This window comes from Bradyrhizobium sp. ISRA430 (assembly GCF_029909975.1).
Classification (GTDB): Bacteria; Pseudomonadota; Alphaproteobacteria; order Rhizobiales; family Xanthobacteraceae; genus Bradyrhizobium.
Genome location: NZ_CP094516.1, coordinates 180,034 through 199,450, shown reverse-complemented (window position 1 = coordinate 199,450; position 19,417 = coordinate 180,034). Strand labels below are relative to the sequence as shown.

At 64.2% G+C, this 19,417-nt stretch carries 13 protein-coding genes; 10 read left to right on the top strand and 3 right to left on the bottom strand.

The window, feature by feature from the left end; all coding sequences use genetic code 11:
* The first annotated feature begins 264 nt into the window (after positions 1-264).
* Positions 265-1,533 (top strand): multidrug effflux MFS transporter, encoded by a 1,269-nt coding sequence (locus MTX21_RS01000; RefSeq protein WP_280970094.1) that lies wholly within the window; start codon positions 265-267, stop codon positions 1,531-1,533.
* Between the two features lie 105 nt (positions 1,534-1,638).
* Here the strand turns inward: MTX21_RS01000 and MTX21_RS00995 are convergent, their stop codons facing one another.
* The 3 genes from MTX21_RS00995 to MTX21_RS00985 all read right to left on the bottom strand — a co-directional run bounded on the left by MTX21_RS00995 (position 1,639) and on the right by MTX21_RS00985 (position 7,669).
* Positions 1,639-3,825, bottom strand: a complete 2,187-nt coding sequence (locus MTX21_RS00995) for a phospholipase D-like domain-containing protein (RefSeq protein ID WP_280970093.1) — start codon at positions 3,823-3,825, stop codon at positions 1,639-1,641.
* Between the two features lie 422 nt (positions 3,826-4,247).
* Complete coding sequence (locus MTX21_RS00990; RefSeq protein WP_280970940.1) at positions 4,248-5,831, bottom strand: glycosyltransferase family 39 protein; 1,584 nt, start codon at positions 5,829-5,831, stop codon at positions 4,248-4,250.
* Positions 5,832-6,058: 227 nt separating this feature from the next.
* Positions 6,059-7,669, bottom strand: coding sequence for an ABC transporter substrate-binding protein (locus tag MTX21_RS00985; RefSeq protein WP_280970092.1), 1,611 nt, complete (start codon positions 7,667-7,669; stop codon positions 6,059-6,061).
* A 271-nt stretch (positions 7,670-7,940) separates the two neighbouring features.
* On the opposite strand from MTX21_RS00985, the gene MTX21_RS00980 reads away from it, so the two are divergent.
* The 9 genes from MTX21_RS00980 (at position 7,941) to MTX21_RS00940 (ending at position 19,397) form a co-directional block, all read left to right on the top strand.
* Positions 7,941-9,071 carry a M20/M25/M40 family metallo-hydrolase gene (locus MTX21_RS00980; protein ID WP_280970939.1) on the top strand — a complete coding sequence of 377 codons (1,131 nt, stop codon included), beginning with the start codon at positions 7,941-7,943 and terminating at the stop codon, positions 9,069-9,071.
* A gap of 221 nt (positions 9,072-9,292) precedes the next feature.
* Complete coding sequence (locus MTX21_RS00975) at positions 9,293-10,234, top strand: ABC transporter permease (protein ID WP_280970091.1); 942 nt, start codon at positions 9,293-9,295, stop codon at positions 10,232-10,234.
* 23 nt (positions 10,235-10,257) lie between these two features.
* A complete protein-coding gene (locus tag MTX21_RS00970; protein ID WP_280970090.1) occupies positions 10,258-11,145 on the top strand; it encodes an ABC transporter permease in 888 nt (295 codons plus the stop codon).
* Between the two features lie 113 nt (positions 11,146-11,258).
* A complete protein-coding gene (locus tag MTX21_RS00965; protein ID WP_280970089.1) occupies positions 11,259-12,908 on the top strand; it encodes an ABC transporter ATP-binding protein in 1,650 nt (549 codons plus the stop codon).
* A 232-nt stretch (positions 12,909-13,140) separates the two neighbouring features.
* Positions 13,141-14,190, top strand: a complete 1,050-nt coding sequence (locus MTX21_RS00960) for an IS30 family transposase (protein ID WP_280970088.1) — start codon at positions 13,141-13,143, stop codon at positions 14,188-14,190.
* Between the two features lie 85 nt (positions 14,191-14,275).
* Positions 14,276-15,781, top strand: a complete 1,506-nt coding sequence (locus MTX21_RS00955; RefSeq protein ID WP_280970087.1) for a M81 family metallopeptidase — start codon at positions 14,276-14,278, stop codon at positions 15,779-15,781.
* Positions 15,782-15,794: 13 nt separating this feature from the next.
* On the top strand, positions 15,795-16,967 hold the full coding sequence (locus MTX21_RS00950; protein ID WP_280970086.1) for a M20 aminoacylase family protein: 1,173 nt from the start codon (positions 15,795-15,797) through the stop codon (positions 16,965-16,967).
* Positions 16,960-18,381: an amidase gene (locus MTX21_RS00945; protein ID WP_280970085.1), complete on the top strand. Its 1,422-nt coding sequence runs from the start codon at positions 16,960-16,962 to the stop codon at positions 18,379-18,381. The genes MTX21_RS00950 and MTX21_RS00945 overlap by 8 nt, the downstream gene beginning before the upstream one ends.
* 125 nt (positions 18,382-18,506) lie before the next feature.
* A complete protein-coding gene (locus MTX21_RS00940) occupies positions 18,507-19,397 on the top strand; it encodes a crotonase/enoyl-CoA hydratase family protein (protein ID WP_280970084.1) in 891 nt (296 codons plus the stop codon).
* Positions 19,398-19,417: the final 20 nt, after the last annotated feature.

Below are 19,417 nucleotides of genomic sequence, written 5' to 3'. Positions count from 1 at the left end.
TTCACCCTGCCCAGCGGACAGACTCCGCCAGAGGTCTACCTTTAGGCGAGCATGGTGAATCCATGGTTTCCATGGCGCGACCGGACGGTCGGCACTCGTCGCTAATGGAGTTTGCGCTGGTTCGCGCGTGCGGACAGGCCACGCCAATCGAGAGAGATCCTACTCACCAATTCTTGTCCGTACGCCTACCACCCATCCCGAAACATGGGTTGTGCAGCGCAGCATTCCCGGTACAACCGCCTCTGAAATCAGAGGTAAGCTTCCTTGTCCGACGTCAACGCCGACAGTTGGGTGTCCTCGGGACACCGCCCGATGGGTTTTCCCGAATTCGTCATCGTGATCGCGTCCATCATGGCGCTCAATCCGCTTGCGATGGACATGATGCTGCCGGCGCTGCCCAATATCGGGGCAGCTTTCAAGATTCCCGTCGCCAACCATCTCCAGCTCGTGCTGTCGACCTTCCTGATCGGCTTCGGCGCGGGACAGTTCGTGATGGGGCCACTGTCCGACCGTTTCGGCCGGCGGCCGGTGTTGCTCGGCGGCATGGCCGTCTACGCGGTGGCGAGCGTGCTGGCGGTCGCCGCGCCCTCCTTCGAGACGCTGCTATTGGCGCGCGCGCTTCAGGGTCTCGGCACCTCGGCAACGCGCGTGATCGCGACCTCGATCGTGCGCGACTGCTATGTCGGGCGGCGCATGGCGAGCGTGATGTCGCTCGCCATGATGGTGTTCATCGCGGTGCCCGTGATCGCGCCCTCGTTCGGACAGGCGGTGCTGCTGGTGACCGAATGGCGCGGCATCTTCGTCGTGCTGATGCTCTACGGATTGCTCGCGCTGGCCTGGAGCGTGCTGCGGCTGCCGGAGACCCTGCCCGCCTCGGAGCGCAGATCGCTCGCACCGAGCGAGGTGCTCGCGGCCTTCGGCCAGACCGTCACCAACCGTCAGACCATCGGCTATGCGATCGCCGCCGGCAGTGTCATCGGCGCGCTGTTCGCCTTTGTCTTCTCGGCCCAGCAGGTCTTCACCGGCATCTATCATCTCGGCCACTACTTCCCCCTCGCCTTCGCCGCGATCGCGGCCGGCACCGCCATTGCCGCCTTCCTCAACGCCAGGCTGGTCGGCAGCCTCGGCATGCGCGTGATCTCGCACGGCGCGCTGGTGCTCTATGCGGCGGTGGCGGGCGTGATGCTGCTTACGGTGAGCCTCGATGCATTGCCGCTGCCGTTGTTCATGGCACTGTCGGCACTGATGATGTTCTCCTTCGGCATGATGATCGCCAACTTCACGGCGCTCGCGATGGAGCCGCAGGGCCAGATCGCCGGCACCGCGTCCTCGCTCTACGGCTCGATCACGACCTTGATCGGCATCGTCGTCGGCATGATTATCGGCCAGAGCTTTGACGGCACGCTGCTGCCGTTCTCGACCGGCTTCTTCCTGTCGACGCTGTTTGCATTGGCGATCGTGCTGATCGTCGAGAAGGGCCGGCTGTTCAGGCCGCATCATCGGAACGCTGCTGGACAGGACCAGGGTATCTGAGCCGCTGCCGCGGGGCCGACGCAAACAGCCCCGCAGTAGCCTCATCGACCGTCCTGGCTGCGCATTCGGGACTCGCCCCGCAAGCGGGGCGAGTTGGGACTGGCTCTATGCCGCCGTGGCCTTGTTTGCAGGCGCGGCCGCCTTCGTACCGTCGAGGAAGTAGTCGAGACTCGACATCGGCCGCTTCTCGAAATGCCGGTCCTGCCAGTCCGATCCGAGCGTCAGCAAGCCACGCGGCTCGGCTTCCGCTGCTGCTGCTTCATAGGACTTCAGCTTGCCGGCGATGATGTCCTTGCGGATCTTCTCCTCGAGCCGCGCCCGCATCACGTAGTGGTCGTAGAGATCGATCACGTGCACGGCGTAGGAGATCGCAAGCTCGCGATTGCGCTCGATGATCAGCAGGTTCTCGTCATTGCAGTACGAGGCCTTGTAGCCGAGGTTGTGGCTGCCCGTGATCACCGTGCAGTGCTCTTCATCGAGAGGATCGATGACGATGATCTTGTCGTGGATGATGGCGTGGCCGGCCGTGAGCAGCTCGGGACGAAGATTGCCGAAGGGAATGCGCACGGCGGCCGCGCGGATCATCGCGATCCGGCTCTTGTCGCCCTTCGGCCACCAGATCGCCGGCGGCGGCAGCTTGATCCCCTTCGGCTTGGGCGCGTCTTTTACAGGGGCGGTGTAGCCTGGAAGCGCAGTGGGATCGCTGATCGCACCCATGACGAACAGCCCCTTGTCGGCGAGCGCGCCGGCCTTCTCGGCGAGCTGCGCGGCTTCGCCGACGACGCTGTTGACCCCGCCGCGGCTCGGCAGGAAGGTCAGGAACAGGATCGCCTTTTTGGCGGCATCCATGCGCTGATAGACCTCCTGCAGATCGACCGGCCGCACGGGATTCTTCTTGGGGACGGCCGACTGATCGGTGTTCGGCGAGAACCAGACCTTGCCGATTCCGCCACCGTGGAGCTGCCGCCGCTTCGGTATCGCCTGGTTCTGTGTCCTGATGCCGGCGCCCTGCTTGTTGTTGTTCGGCTTGGCGCCGACGATCGTCTTGGTGCCTTTCTTGACCGTGAGTGCCTCTCGCGGAGCAAGCTTCTCGTTCTTCATGCGAGTCCAGTTGGCGAAATAGTCGGCGGCGATCCCCTCGTCCTCGACGATGATCGTGTTGTTGGACTGGGTGCAGAGCCCGGTCTCGGTCCAGTTCGTGCTGCCGGTCATGACGGCGAGCGGCTTGCCGCCCTTGACGTAGACCGCGAATTTGTTGTGGCCGATCCGCGCCGACGAGTTGAACATGCGGTCGATCACGCGATCCCTGTACTTCTTGCCGGCCGCGGCGTGCAGTTTGGCTCTCGGATCATTGTTCTCGGTGTCCCAGACGACAGGCTTGCGCTTCTCCTTCGGCGTGCCCTTCGGGTTCGGGTTTTCGTTTCCGGCGGTCGTGAGGATGATGTGGACCTGCCCGCTCTTCATGCCGTCGACAAGGAGGTCGATCAGCGGCTTGTCGTGCAACTCGTAGAGGGCGAGATAGACCTCGCCGTCTTCCTTCCTGGCGCGGTCGAGCAATTTCGTTACGAATGCGAACACGTCACCGGTGAGAAAGGCGCGGATCTGCGATTTGGGATTGACGATCTCCCGCTTCAGCACCGCCAGCAGATGATCCTCCTTCTTCTTCTCACCCTGAACGCGCGTCTTCGCGTTCGGCGAGGCCGCCTCGCTCATGGCCTTCTTCGGTGGGGCCTTGCCGACGGAGCTGAGCTGCCGGACCAGGTTCTGTGTCGAGAGGATACCGTTGGTGAAGGTGGCGGAGATCCCCTCGCCATAGGTGTGCGTCACGTCGATCGAATTGGTCCTGGCCGGTTCGCCGATCTGGTAGAGCTGATGCTTGGGCCCCTCGAAGCTCGGCAGCCCGTGCGCATCGGTCGCGGGCGCGGTGGGAGACGGCGGGACGGGCTTTCGACCCGGACCGTCAGTCAATCCGACCGGCACGATCTCGTAGTGAACCCTGAAATCGATCGGTCGCACCTTCGTCGTGTCGCGCGACTTGCGCAGCGTCAGGTCGCGCCACTCGAAGCGCTGGATCGGCCAGACCGAGGAATCCTGCTCGTTCCAGTTGGGATTGTTCTGATCGGTGAAGGCGATCCAGGTCGGCAGGATGCGGCGCTGGCCGGCGTCCTCTCCTGTCTCATGGACGCGCGTCACCATGAAGCCGGCGCAGTTTTCGATCTTCGCCTTGCTGTCCCACGCAATGTATCCGACCTCACCGTTGCACCAGGCACCGGCGCGCGTAATCAAATTCAACGCAACCTCCCAATCAAAATGAATATCGAAAAAGCAATTGCACTCGCATATTACGGCGACAGGCCGATGTTTTCAATCAAACGTTGAAACGGGCGATGACGTGATCGAGCATCCGTCAGTCCCTCTGACACTCCACGGCCAAGCTCGACGCTCGTGGCGATCGCAATTATAGGGTGGAACACAACGGTTCTTCCGGTCGCGTAAAACCGAGACGCAGGGAACTTCCCCGCGCCCTCGATGTTGTGTTGCAGCAATTCGAGAGGGTCGGCTTAATGGAACTGGAACGCAACGAAGACCGCGGCGCTCCTGAACGCACGGAAGCGGAGCGTTCGTCGTCCAGTCCCGAGCAGACCGTTTTCGTTCCACCCTTCGCGACCGATGGCCTCGAACGGATACGCGACAGCCACTGCTGAACGAGGGCCCTACTCGGCCCCGCGTCTGCTGGCACTGAAATCGTCGGCCGCGCTTTCGGGCACCGTACGCGGCACCATGAGCACGACAACCTCTCGCGTGATGCCGGCTTCGCCCCATACCGTGGCCTGCACAGTGAATTCGCGCTTGACGAAGTGCCCGGCACGCGCGGACACCCAGTCCATCCACGCGCCGCAACTGGCTTGGCCGCGGAAGCAGAGCGCGGCCCAACCGCGATCCAGCGTCATCTTGCGCGGCAGACCCCAGGTGTACTGATATTGGAAGGGCCGCGCGTAATACGGATGGTCCGGACTGTAGAACGCCGTCGCGAAGGCCAGCGCATCGTCGCCGCTCACGGCGCCGAGCGGCTCGCCGGTCAGTTCGCGCCATTGGCGCGTCAGCTCATTCGCTGCCTGGGCGTAGAAATTCCGCCCCTCCTCATAGCCATGAATGTTGCGGTAGACGGCATGGATCGGCGCAGCGACGAGAACAGCAACGAGCGCGACACCGGCCGTGGCGATCGCGAGGTTCACAGTATGGAACCGCTCGATCGGGTAGCGCGTGCCGCAGACCACGAGCACGGCAAACAAGAACAGCCCCTGCAGCGCCCACAGCGACGGAAGATCCGTGCCCATCGCCAGCGACGTCAGGACCGGCAGCACGATGGTGCCGATTGCGATGTAGAAGAGAAGCCGCAGGCTCGGGCTCATCGCGGCGAAGTCGGCTGGAAATTGTCTCAGCCGCGTGCCGGCGATGAACACCCAAAGCGCAGCCGAGACGCTCATGGCCGCTGCCAGCCCCAGCAGAAAATTCCTGACCTCGCCGAGCGAGGTCGCGGCGTTGCCATTGGCGTGGGCCAACGCATAGGTGAAGGTCGAAGCGCCGGTCGTCGCGAGCCAGTAGATGTGCGGCGACAGGACTGCGAGCCCGGTGACAACCGATATCCATGGAGAAGCGGAGGTGAAATAGGCTCGTCGCGCCGGGTGCGCCAGCGCTGCAAATGCAAAGCTCGCGACGAGGAAGACGGAATAATATTTGCCGACCATCGCCAGCGCCGTCGTGCAGCCTACGGCAATCGCCCAGAACGCGGCACGGGTCTCGAACGCGCGCAGGAAACACCAGGTCGCCAGCGGCCAAACCGCGAGCAGCACCGCATTGGCGTTGAAGCGCTGGGCGTGGAATTGGTAGGCCGGCGTGAGCATCAGAAGCAGCAGCACTAGGATACGCTTGTGCCCGGTCACGAACTGCCGCGAGACCAAGTCGACGAAGAACAACGCAAGCCCCGCATTCGCCATCGCCATCAATCGGAGCGACCAGTCGCTCACCGGGAAGACGGAAGTCCAGGCCGCAGCAACCCAGCCCATCAGCGGCGGATGCTTATGATAGCCCCACGCGAAATGCCGCCCCTGCGTCCATGTCTCGAGCGTATCGGGGTGCAGGCCGCTGCCGGCATAAGCGACGACCAGATACAGCGTCCAGATCGCGACGAAACAGACCAGGAGCAGCGGCACGGCCCAACCCGTCTCGACGGCATCGAGCCAGCGCAGGAAAGGCCGGCGCCACCGCGTCGGCGAGCGATCCGACCGTGCGGCCATCGCCTGGAATGCAAAATCGACCGGCACGTGAATCAAATCGAGGCAAGGAAAGTAATGCGCGAAGACGGCACATTTATTTCAGGATGGAAACAAATAGCAATGATCGGAAACTGGAAGGGTTAAAAGCTCCACGCCTTTTCAGCCAAGCGGGAACGACAAATGAGAAGGCGCCGCTGACCACAGCGGCGCCTTCGAAGTCCAGGAGCGGATGAGAGACGCGGAAGCGCCTATTCCGTCTTGTCGATGTTCCAGAAGATTGGCGTCGCCGCGCCGTCGAGCACGCCGGTCAGCGATTTCCGCCACGCGCTCGGCGCCAGATACTGGCCAAGCGGGATGTAGATCACCTGGTCATAGGCTTCCTTCTGGATCTCGGCCGCGATCTTCTTCTGATCGTCGAGCGAGGTGGCACGGACGAATTTGTCCTTGAGCTGCTCGATTTTGAGATCTTCCGCCCAGCCGAACCAGCCGCCCTTCTTGCCCTGACCGCCGATCGAGAGATTGGCGATCGGGTTGGACACGTCGGCGCTGACCCAGTTGGTGAAGAACATGTTCCAGCCGCCCTCCTTCGGCGGCTTTTGGCTGGCGCGGCGGCTCACGACCGTCTGCCAGTCGGTCGCCTGCGCGTCGACCTTGAAGCCGGCCTCACGGAGGAGTTGGACTCCGACTGTCGGCTGCGCCTTCAGCGTCACGACGTCGCCGGGCACCATGACCACCACGGGCGTGCCGTCATAGCCGGACTCGGCGAGCAGCTTCTTGGCTTCCGCCATGCCGTTGCCCTTGACCAGCGTTTCGGAGCCGACGTCGGTCGCGAACGGCGTGTCGCAGATGAAGAAAGCACCGCAGATCTTGTAGTACTTGGGATTGCCGACGAGCGCGTCGAGCACGTCCTTCTGGTTCATCGCCAGCAGCGCCGCGCGACGGATCTTCGGATTGTCGAAGGGCGGATAGAGGAAGTTCATGCGGCCGAGCGTCTGGTAGCCGAACTTGTTCAGCACTTCGACCTTGAGGTCGGAATTGCCTTCAAGAACCGGCAGCATGTCCCACGGCGGCACTTCCATGAAGTCGATATCGCCTGATTGCAGCGCGTTCACCGCGGTCTGCGAGTCCGGCATGGTGATCCACTCGACGCGATCGACCTTCACCACCTTGCCGCCGGCGGTCCAACTCGCCGGCTCCTTGCGCGGCACGTAATCGGTGTTTTTGACATAGACCGCCTTCACGCCGGGCTGGAATTCGCCCTGCACGAACTTGAAGGGACCGGAGCCGATCTGTTCGGGAATCTGCTTGTCCGGGGGCGTCTCGGCGAGGCGCTTCGGCATCATGAAGGCCACGCGCGAGGACGGCTTGCCGATTGAATCGAGCACCAGGCCGTAGGGCTCCTTCAGCTTCAGCGTGATGGTCTTGGCATCGGTCGCCTCGATGCTCGCGGTGAAGTCCAGGAGTTTCTGGCCCATGCCGTCGACCGCGGCCCAGCGCTTCAGCGAGGCGACGCAGTCTTCCGCCGTCACCGGCGCTCCGTCATGCCACTTCAGACCGTCGCGCAGCGTGAAGGTGTAGGTGAGCTTGTCGTCGGAGATCTTCCAGTCCGCCATCTGCGGCTGGATCTTGAAGTTCGAATCCGTCGCGATCAGCGTGTCGTAGACCATGTAGCCATGGTCGCGCGTGATGTAGGCGGTGGTGAAGATCGGATCGATGATGCGAAGGTCGGAATGCATCACCGCCGTGATGGTCTTGCCGGCCGCGAGCACCGGCGAAGCCAGCGCCGTCGAAAGCGCGACGACCGACAACGCAAGCTTGGAGGCGAACGCGCGACACCCCCGGCGCATCAAGTGGAACATGGAAAGTTTCTCCTGACGTGAAACTGTTCAAAGGCAGATTATTGGTTGAGCATTCGGATCGTTCTTTGAGCGTACGAACCTCATGCAATTGCCTTTATCTTTTCGAGACTTGCAGACAGCCTTGAGCGCGTCAATCCGGTTTCGCTGCAGCCCATGGCGGCGCGCGCACGGGCTCCACAAACTTCGGTTTGGCTCTACAACTCTAACCGCTCATCCCGCCTGCGCCGATGCAATGCGCGTTCCATCTTTCGAAGCTTGAGAGATCCCGATGATGAATCCAGCCAATCTTCCCTTTGATTCCGAGGCCATGCTCCAGGGTCTGCGCCGCTGGGTGGAATGCGAAAGCCCGACCTGGGACGCGGAAGCCGTGAATAGCATGCTCGATCTTGCAGCGCGGGAGATGGCGATCATGGGTGCGACGATCGAGCGCATCGCCGGCCGGCAGGGCTTCGGCGGCGTCATCCGCGCCCGTTTTCCGCACCCCAAGCAGGGCCAGCCGGGCATCCTGATCGCCGGGCACATGGACACCGTCCATCCCGTCGGTACCATCGAGAAGCTGAAGTGGCGGCGCGACGGGGCGAGGTGCTACGGCCCCGGCATCTACGACATGAAGGGCGGCAATTATCTGTCGCTGGAGGCGATCCGGCAGCTACTGCGCGCTTCCGTCACGACCCCGCTGCCGATCACCGTGCTGTTCACGCCCGACGAGGAAGTCGGCACGCCCTCGACGCGCGACATCATCGAGGCGGAGGCCGCCCGCAACAAATACGTGCTGGTGCCGGAGCCTGGCCGCGCCGACAACGGCGTGACCACCGGTCGCTATGCGATCGCGCGCTTTAACCTGGAAGCAACGGGCCGGCCCAGTCACGCCGGCGCGACGCTGTCGGCGGGGCGCTCGGCGATCCGCGAGATGGCGCGCCAGATCCTGGCCATCGACGCGATGACGACGGACGATTGTACCTATTCGGTCGGCGTCGTGCATGGCGGACAATGGGTCAACTGCGTCGCCACGACCTGCACCGGCGAAGCGCTCTCGATGGCCAAGCGCCAGGCTGATCTCGACCGCGGCGTCGAGAGGATGCTGGCGCTCTCGGGTACAACCAATGATGTCACCTTCAAGGTGACGCGCGGCGTGACGCGGCCGGTCTGGGAACCGGACGCCGGCACCATGGCGCTCTATGAGAAAGCGCGCGGCATCGCAAAGGCGCTCGGGGCAGAATTGCCGCATGCGAGCGCCGGCGGCGGCTCCGATGGCAACTTCACCGGGGCCATGGGAATTCCCACGCTCGACGGCCTGGGCGTGCGTGGTGGCAACGGCCACACGCTGGAGGAGTATATCGAGGTCGACAGCCTGGTCGAACGCGGTCGCCTGATGGCGGGGCTGCTGGCGACGCTGGAGTGATTTCGTCATTCCGGCGCGTGTCGAAGACGCGAACCCGGAATCTCGAGATGCTTGCGCATCGCCCCGGAATGACTGTGCGTGTGAGCGGCGCGGTTCGTGAGACGTCTTGGCCGCACTGCAAAAACTGTGGCCCTGATGGCACGGGAATTGCTCAAATGTTACGCTGGTGGCAACCTGCCAAAAGCGGTGCCACGGTTTGCCTCTAATCTGACGGATCCAACTTGCTCGGATATCTCGTTCGCAGAATTTTCGCCGCCGTGCCCGTGATGGGCGTGGTCGCGCTGTTCGTCTTCCTGCTGCTCCGGCTCACCCCCGGCGATCCCGCCGCGATCCTCGCCGGCGACAACGCCACGCCAGAGCGGCTGGAGCGCATCCGCACCTCGCTTGGCCTCAACGAGCCCCTGATCGTGCAGTTCATCACCTGGGTGAACAAGCTGCTGCACGGCGATCTCGGGACCTCGCTGATCTCCAACCTGCCCGTCCTGAAGATGATCGGTCAGCGCGTCGAGCCGTCGATCTCGATCGCGCTGTCGACCATCATCCTCGCCGTCGTCGTTGCCGTTCCCTTGGGAGTGGTTGCGGCCTGGAGGCACGGCACCTGGATTGACCGCTTCGTGATGGGACTGTCCGTCCTCGGCTTCTCGGTGCCGGTGTTCGTGGTTGGCTATATCCTGATCCAGATCTTCGCCATCGACCTGCGCTGGGTTCCTGTGCAGGGCTTCAAGAGCATCAGCACCGGCTTCGGGCCATTCTTCGAGCGCATCATCCTGCCGACCTGCGCGCTGTCCTTCATCTACATCGCGCTGATCGCGCGTATGACGCGCGCTGCGATGCTCGATGTGCTCGGCGAGGATTACGTGCGAACTGCGCGCGCGAAAGGCATCAGCGAAGTCGCGGTCATGATGCGGCATGCGCTGCGCAACGCCGCGGTGCCGGTGATCACCGTGATCGGCACCGGCTTTGCGCTTCTGATCTCCGGGGTCGTCGTCACCGAGAGCGTGTTCAACATCCCCGGCATCGGCCGCCTCACCGTGGATGCGGTGCTGGCGCGTGACTATCCGGTGATCCAGGCGATGATCCTGCTGACGTCGCTGATCTACGTCGTCGTCAATCTCTTGATCGACGTGGCCTACACCCTGCTCGATCCGCGGATCCGGTACTGAGGCAAGGATAAACAAGGTCAAGAATGTCGGTAGATACCCTTCCCCAGTCGTCCATTCCGATCACGTCGCCGCTCAGGCCACGGTTCGGCTTCCTCACGTCGACGCCGATCATCGCGGCAGCAACGGTCTGTCTCGCGCTGATCGTACTGATCTCGATTCTGGCGCCGCTGATCGCGCCGCATGATCCGATCCAGCTCGCGCCGTCGCAGCGGCTGAAGCCGGCCTCCGCACAATTCCTGCTCGGCACCGACGCCTATGGCCGCGACCTGCTGTCCCGCGTCATCTATGGCGGCCGCATCTCGCTGCTGATCGGTATCGGCTCGGCGATCCTGTCAGTCGTCATCGGACTTGTGATCGGCCTCGTCTCCGGCTTCTTCAAGCTGATCGATTCCGTGATGATGCGTATCATGGACGGTCTGATGGCGATGCCGAGCATCCTGCTCGCGATCGCCGTGGTGTCGCTGTCGGGCGCCAGCATCTGGACCGTGCTGGTGGCGATCACGATTCCGGAGATCCCGCGCGTGGCCCGCCTCGTGCGCTCGGTCGTGCTGTCGGCGCGCGAGGAGCCCTATGTGGAAGCCGCGATCTCGGTCGGCTCCTCGCTCCCGAAGATCATGTGGCGCCACCTGATGCCGAACACGATCGCGCCGCTGATCGTGCAAGGTACGTATGTGTGCGCATCCGCGATCCTCACCGAGGCCATCCTCTCCTTCCTTGGCGCCGGCATTTCGCCGGAGACGCCGACCTGGGGCAACATCATGGCCGAAGGGCGCCAGTACTTCCAGCTCAAGCCGTCGCTGATCTTCTGGCCCGGCCTGTTGCTGTCGATCGCGATCCTCAGCATCAACCTGATCGGCGACGCCGCCCGCGACGCACTCGATCCGCGCATGAAGCAGCGAGAGGGGAAGTGATTGTCTCGCCGGCCCTGCCCCTTGTTCCGTCATTGCGAGCGAAGCGAAGCAATCCAGACTGCATCCGGATTGCTTCGTCGCTTCGCTCCTCGCAATGACGACGGAGTGACCTGATGACCAACACCGTTCTCGACATCAACAATCTCATCGTCACCGTCGGCAGGAAACCGAACGGGCCGAAGATCATCGACGGCATCTCGATCCAGGTCCGCGAGCGCGAGACGCTGTGCCTGGTCGGCGAAAGCGGTTCGGGCAAATCGGTGACCTCGCTGACCGTGATGGGCCTGTTGCAGAAGGGCTCGCTGGTTCCGACCGGCGGCAGCGTCAAACTGGTCGGCGAAGAGCTGCTCACCGCGACCGACCGTCGCCTGCGGCAGTTGCGCGCGACGCAGATGGCGATGATCTTCCAGGAGCCGATGACTGCGCTCAACCCGGTCGTACCGGTCGGACGCCAGATCGATGAGGTGCTGCGCGCCCATACCGATCTCGACGCGAGGGCGCGGAAGAAGCGCATCCTCGACATGATGGAGCAGGTCCGCCTGCCGCAGGTCGAACGCATCTTCGCCTCCTACCCGCACCGCCTCTCCGGCGGCCAGCGCCAGCGCATCATGATCGCGATGGCGCTGGTGCTGGAGCCGAAGCTGCTCATTGCGGACGAGCCGACCACTGCGCTCGACGTGACGACGCAGAAGCAGATCCTGACCCTGATCCGCGACCTCCAGCGCGATCACGGCACCGCGGTTTTGTTCATCACCCACGACATGGGCGTGGTGGCCGAGATCGCCGACCGCGTCGCGGTGATGCGGCAGGGCCGGCTGGTCGAGACCGGCCCGCTCGAGACCATCCTGCGTAATCCGACCATGGAATACACCCGCAACCTGCTCGCCTCGGTGCCGAGCCTGGTGCCGCGGGCGGCGCGCGAGGAGACCAAGGAACCGATCGTGCTGGAGGCCAACGACCTCGGCAAGGTCTATCGCGAGCGGTCCTTCTTCGGCAAAGGCCGCGAGGTCGTCGCCGCCGATAAGGTCACCCTCACGCTTCGCAAGGGTCGCACGCTCGGCATCGTCGGCGAGAGCGGATCGGGCAAGTCGACGGTGGCGCGCTGCATCGTCCGCCTGATCGACCCAACCTCCGGCGGCGTGCGTCTTGCCGGCCGCGAGATCTCCGATCTGTCGCGCCGGTTACTGCAACCGCACCGGCAAAAAATCCAGATCGTGTTCCAGGATCCCTACCGCTCGCTCAACCCGCGCGTCACCGTCGGCGAGAGCATCGCCGAGGGGCCGATCAACTACGGCGTCGCGCGCGCCGATGCGATGAAGCGGGCGCGCGAGCTGCTCGAGCTGGTCGGTCTTCCGGCCGACGCGGTGTCGCGCTATCCGCATCAGTTTTCCGGCGGCCAGCGCCAGCGCATCGCCATTGCACGCGCCCTCGCGCTCGACCCTGACGTGCTGGTCGCGGACGAGGCGGTCTCCGCTCTCGACGTCTCCGTGCAGGCGCAGGTTCTGGAACTGCTCGGCGAGATCCAGAAGCGCCTCGGCATCGCCATCCTGTTCATTACCCACGATTTGCGCGTCGCAGCGCAAATCTGCGACGAGGTGGTGGTGATGCAGCACGGCCGCGTCGTCGAACAGGGCCCGGCAGGCGAGGTGCTGATGCATCCGAAGGAGGCCTACACCAGGGCACTGCTGGATGCGGCCCCCGGCCGCGGCTGGGATTTCGCGAATTTCCGTCCGGTGGCGGAAGGTGTTGCGGCGAGCGCGTAAGGTCTCGCCGCGCGACGGTGAAAGTGTGGAGGCGCCCTGCCTCCCCATCGTCGTCCCGGCGAAGGCCGGGACCCATACCGCGGAATCTATCGACTTGCGCACGGTGCGAGTCCCGGGTGACTAATCTTCGCCAAACTTCTCCCTGGGGTTATGGGTCCCCTGAGTTCACAAACGAAGTGCAACACTTCCAGCAGGGGGTGTTGCCATGGGGCGGACTTACGGACAGCTATCGTTGGACGACCGATGCGAGATTGCCAGACTTTCAGCCAATGGCAGCTCGATCCGGCAAATCGCGGCAGCTCTGGATCGCTCGCCATCAACGATCTCTCGGGAGCTGAAGCGCAACCGGGGCGTTCAGGTCGGCTACAAGCCAGGCTACGCCGAGCAACAGACGCGGGCGCGGCGCTGGAAAGGCTCTCGCCTCGAGCACGACGCCGGCCTGCGCGGCACGGTCTTGGCAGGCCTCAGCCGCGGCTGGTCCCCCGAGCAGGTCGCCGGCCGGCTCGCGCGCGAACGGGGGCGCAAGGTGATCTCTCACGAGAGCATCTATCGCTTCATCTATGCCCAGATCGCTCGAACCACGGACTTCGCCTGGCGGCGCTATCTGCCGCGCGGCAAGAGCAAGCGCGGCCGTCGTGGCAGGCGCGGCGGAAGCCCCGCAAGCTTCATCGAGGGCCGTGTTTCCTTGGATCAGCGCCCGATCGAGGCCGCCGATCGCAAGACCCACGGCCATTGGGAGGCCGACCTGATGATGTTCTCCAAATACGGTCAGGCGATCCTGGCCGTCCACGAGCGCACCTCCCGCCTCCTGGTCGGCGTCCGTCTCGAAAGCAAGCTCGCCTCCGGTGTCGCAGGCCACCTTGTGCGCCTGTTCAAAGCCCTGCCACGGCCGCTGCGGCGGACCGTCACCTTCGACAACGGCACCGAGTTCGCCGGTCACCTTTCCTTGCAGAGCCTCTTGATCAAGACCTTCTTCTGCGCCCCCCACGCGCCCTGGCAAAAGGGCGGTATCGAGAACGCCATCGGCCGGATGCGCCGCTTCATCCCGCGCAAGACCGACCTCGCAAAACTCCCAACCCGACGCCTCCGCCAGTCCATCGCCGCCTACAACAACACGCCGCGCAAATGTCTTGACTTCAGAACCCCGGCGGAGGCCTTCTCCCAACTGTTGCACTTCGAGTGTGAATCCACCTCCCGGCCTTCGCCGGGACGATACCGAGAGTGTGGCCGCATCTTTACGTCCAACTCCGATCGCATCCGCAGCATTCCCAAAACAGCTTGACCCCATGCGCTTTCGAATTGCTTCGCACCTTGCTCTCGCCGCAAGGCCGAGGCTAACGTCGCGCACTTTCAATTGGAATTAACTGATGACCCGTATCGCCGTCGGCGGCTTCCTGCACGAGACCAATACCTTCGCACCGACGAAGGCGACGTTTAAGGACTTCCAGCATGGCGGCGGCTGGCCGGCGATGACGCAAGGCGCCGACGTGCTGAAGGTGATGCGCCGCATCAATGTCGGCCTCGCCGGTTTCGTCGAGAGCGGCGAAGCCAACGGATGGGAACTCATTCCGACAATTGCGTGCGGCGCAAGCCCCTCGGCGCATGTCACCAAGGACGCATTCGAGCGCATCGTGAAGGTCATGGTCGATGGCATCAAAGCGGCCGGCCCGCTCGATGCGGTCTATCTCGACCTGCACGGCGCGATGGTGACCGAGCATCTCGACGACGGCGAAGGCGAGATCCTGGCGCGCGTGCGCCGCATCATCGGCAAGGATGTTCCGCTCGTCACGAGCCTCGACCTGCACGCCAACGTCACGCCCGAGATGGTCGAGCATGCGGACGCGCTGATTGCCTACCGCACCTATCCTCATGTCGACATGGCCGACACCGGCCGGGCCTCCGCAAGACATTTGGCGCGGCTCCTGGAGACAAAGCAGCGCTTTGCAAAGGCGTTCCGGCAATTGCCCTTCCTGATTCCGATCAGTTGGCAATGCACCAGCGACCAGCCCACCAAAGGCATCTATGAAAGGCTTGCGGCGCTCGAAAGCGAGGCCGTGCCAACGCTGTCCTTCGCGCCGGGCTTTCCTGCCGCCGACTTCCGCGATTGCGGGCCGAGCGTGTTCGCCTATGGCAGGACGCAAGATGACGCTGATCGCGCAGCGGACGCGATCGTCAAGCTGATCGAAAGCCACGAGGACGATTTCGACGGCAAGATCTATGCGCCAGACGAAGGCGTGCGCCATGCGATGGAACTCGCGAAGGGCGCGAGCAAGCCGATCATCATCGCCGACACCCAGGACAATCCAGGCGCCGGCGGCGATTCCGACACCACCGGCATGCTGCGCGCGCTGGTGCGCAACAAGGCGAGCGCTGCGACCGGCGTGATCTACGATCCGGAGTCGGCCAAAGCCGCACATGCAGCCGGCACTGGTGCGACCGTGACGCTCTCGCTCGGCGGCAGGTCGGGCATTCCCGGCGACGAGCCCTATCGCGAGACCTTTGTCGTCGAAAAGCTCTCGGACGGCCGCTTCATCGCACCCGGCCCCTATTACGGCGGCCGCGAGATGGAGATGGGTCCATCCGCCTGCCTTCGCATCGGCGAGGTCCGTGTGGTCGTGAGCTCGCACAAGGCGCAGCTCGCCGACCAGGCGATGTACCGCTACGTCGGCATCGAGCCGACCGAGCAGGCCATTCTCGTCAACAAGAGCTCCGTGCACTTCCGCGCCGATTTCGAGCCGATCGCGGCAAAACTCCTGATCTGCGCCGCACCGGGCGCGATGCCGGCGGACACGGCCTCCCTGCCCTGGACGAAGCTGCGCCCCGGCGTTCGCATCAAGCCCAACGGTCCCGTCTTCAATCCCCCTTCACGCTAACCGGACAGAACACATGCCCACGATCGACCGCATCGACGGCTATGCCGATGAACTCACCGCCGTCCGCCGCGACCTGCACGCTCATCCCGAGATCGGCTTCGAGGAGGTGCGCACCTCCGGCATCGTTGCCGACAAGCTGAAGAGCTGGGGCATCGAGGTGCATCGCGGGCTCGGCGGCACCGGCGTGATCGGCGTCATCAAGGGCAAGGGCTCGAGCAACAAGCGTATCGGCCTGCGCGCCGACATGGATGCGCTGCCGATGGAAGAGAACACCAATCTGAAATGGCGTTCGACCATTCCCGGCCGCTTCCACGGCTGCGGTCATGACGGCCACACCACCATGCTGCTCGGCACCGCGCGCTACCTCGCCGAGACCAGGAACTTCGACGGCACTGTGCATCTGATCTTCCAGCCGGCCGAGGAAGGCCTCGGCGGCGCCCGCGCCATGATCAAGGACGGGCTTTTCGAAAAATTCCCCTGCGACGAACTCTACGGCCTGCACAACGCGCCCGACCTCAATCTCGGCGAGATCGCGATCCTGCCGGGACCTGCGATGGCCGGCGCCGACTTCTTCGATCTCCGGATCAACGGCTATGGCGCGCATGGCGCGATGCCGGAGCGTTCGAAGGACGCCGTGGTGATCGCGACCACGCTGGCACAGGCGATCCAGACCATCGTCAGCCGTAACGTCGAGCCGCTCCAGGCCGCCGTCGTGTCCATCACCCAGATCCATGCGGGCTCGGCCTATAATGTTATTCCCGGCGAAGCGCATCTCTGCGGTACCGTGCGTGCGTTTTCCGACGAGGTTCGCGCGCTGATCCGCGAACGCATGCGCGCGATCTGCGCCGGCGTAGCTAGCGCGTTCCAGGTCGAGATCGAGGCCGACATCCGCGACACTTTTGGTGTGCTGGTCAACCAGGTCGAGCAGTCCAAGGTGGTCGAGGAGGTCGCGCGCACCGTCGTCGATCCCGCCAACGTCATCACCCGCACCCAGCCGAAGATGGGCAGCGAGGATTTTGCCGACATGCTGCAGACCATTCCCGGCGCCTATTTCTGGGTCGGCCACGATGGCTCGGTGCCGGTGCACAATCCCGGCTACGTGCTCGACGACAAGATCCTGCCGATCGGCGCCAGCATGTTCGCCCGCATCATCGAGACGCGCATGCCGGCAGGTGGCAATGCCTAAGCACAGCGCCGACGAGCCGGTCACCTCGCTGCACGATCTCTCGGCGGTCGACCTGATCGCGGGCTATCGCGCCAAACAGTTCTCGCCGAGCGAGGTGCTGGAGGACGTGCTCGAGCACGTCGCTGCGTGGGAGCCGCACCTCAAGGCGCTGTATGCGTTCGATCCCGACACCGCGCGCGGTGCGGCAAAGGCCTCGACCGCGCGCTGGACCGGCGGCGAGCCGGCCGGCGCGCTCGACGGCGTGCCGGTGACGATCAAGGATAACATCGCGACCAAGGGCGTGCCGGTGCCGCTGGGCGCAGCGAGCGTGAAGCTCGTGCCGGCCGAAAGGGACGCGCCGCCCGCAGCGCGGTTGCGCGACGCCGGCGCGGTCATTTTCGCAAAGACCACCATGCCCGATTACGGCATGCTCTCCTCCGGACTTTCCAGCTTCCATGCGCTCGCGCGCAATCCCTGGGACCTTTCGAAGAACCCCGGCGGCTCCAGCGCGGGCGCAGGCGCCGCCGCTGCCGCCGGCTACGGCCCGCTTCATCTCGGCACCGACATCGGCGGCTCCGTGCGCCTGCCCGCCGGCTGGTGCGGCCTCGTCGGCCTGAAGCCGAGCCTCGGCCGAGTGCCGATCGATCCGCCCTATGTCGGCCGCGTCGCCGGTCCCATGACCCGCACCGTCGACGATTGCGCCCTGATGATGAGCGTGATCTCAAAGCCCGACCGGCGCGACGGCATGAGCCTGCCCGCCGAGCCCCTCAATTGGAAGACGCTGGACAAGTCGCCGCGCAAGCTGCGCATCGGCTTGATGCTCGATCTCGGCGTTGGGCTGCCGCTGGAAAAGCCGGTGCGTGAAGTCGCGGTGAAGGCCGCCAAGGCGTTCGAATCCGTGGGCGCTGTTATCACCGAAGTCGATGGCATCCTGACCCGCGAGATGCTCGATGGCCTCGACAACTTTTGGCGCGCGCGGATGTGGGACGATCTGTCGAAGCTGACGCCCGCCGCGCAAGCAAAAGTACTACCCTACATCTTCAAATGGGGTGAGTCCGGCGCAAGCCTGTCGGGCGTCGAGGTGATCCGCGGCTTCAACCAGACCATGGCGATCCGCGCCGCCGCGGCAAAGCTGTTCTGCGAGCTCGACTACGTGATCTCGCCGACCGCGCCGAACGTGAACTTTCCGGCGGAGCTCGCATCGCCAACCAACGATCCGATGAAGCCGTTCGAGCACATCTGCTATACCGTGCCATGGAATATGTCGGAGAACCCTGCCGTCTCCATCAACGGCGGATTCGACGCCAAGGGTTTTCCGATCGGCGTGCAGATTGTCGGCCGCCGCTTCGACGACATCGGCGTACTCGGCCTGGCCAAGGCGTTCGAGGGCCTGCGTGGCGCACAACGGCCGTGGCCGAGTCCTCCGGCGAAATAGCATCTAGCGTCTCAGCACAAGCGCGGGCTCGACCCGCGCGCCATCCTTCTCAAAAAAGATGGATTGCCGGGTCAAGCCCGGTAATGACGGAATTGATTCAAGAATACCAAGAGAGGAAACACTCGATGGCGTATGAGACGATCAACTATGAGGTCGCCGAGCAGATTCTCACCATCACGCTGAACCGGCCCGACAAGCTCAACGCCTTTAACGCGCAGATGCAAGCCGAGCTGATCGACGCGTTCGACGCCGCCGACAAGGACGACGACATCCGCGCCATCATCGTCACCGGCGCCGGCCGCGGTTTCTGCGCGGGCGCCGATCTCTCCTCCGGCGCCAACACCTTCGATCGCGATGCGCGGCGCGGGCCGGTGAAGCGGTTTGCCGACGGCAAGGTCGACTACAGCGATCCGCAGGTGCGCGACGGCGGCGGCCAGGTGACGCTGCGCATCTTCAAGTGCCTGAAGCCGGTGATCGCCGCGGTGAACGGCCCTGCGGTCGGCATCGGCGTCACCATGCAGCTTGCGATGGATATCCGCATTGCGTCAGAGGCCGCGCGGTTCGGCTTCGTGTTCTCCCAGCGCGGCATCGTGCCGGAGGCCGCCTCGAGCTGGTTCCTGCCGCGCATCGTCGGTATCTCGCAGGCGCTGGAATGGTGCTATTCGGGCCGCGTCTTCCCGGCGCAGGAAGCGCTCGCCGGACGTCTCGTCAGCAAGGTCGTGCCGCCGGACGACCTCTTGCCGACCGCGCGTGCGCTTGCCAAGGAATTCGCTGCCAAGACCGCGCCGGTCTCGGTGGCGCTGATCCGCCAGATGATGTGGCGCATGATGGGCGCGGACGATCCGATGGAAGCCCACAAGGTCGACAGCCGCGGCATCTATGCCCGCGGCCGCTCCGACGACGTCAGGGAAGGCGTGGTGTCGTTCCTGGAGAAGCGCCCCGCGCAGTTCAAGAACAAGGTGTCGACCGATATGCCGGACTATTTCCCGTGGTGGACGGAGCGGGAGTATAAATAGCTCTCTCGCAGGGTGGGTTC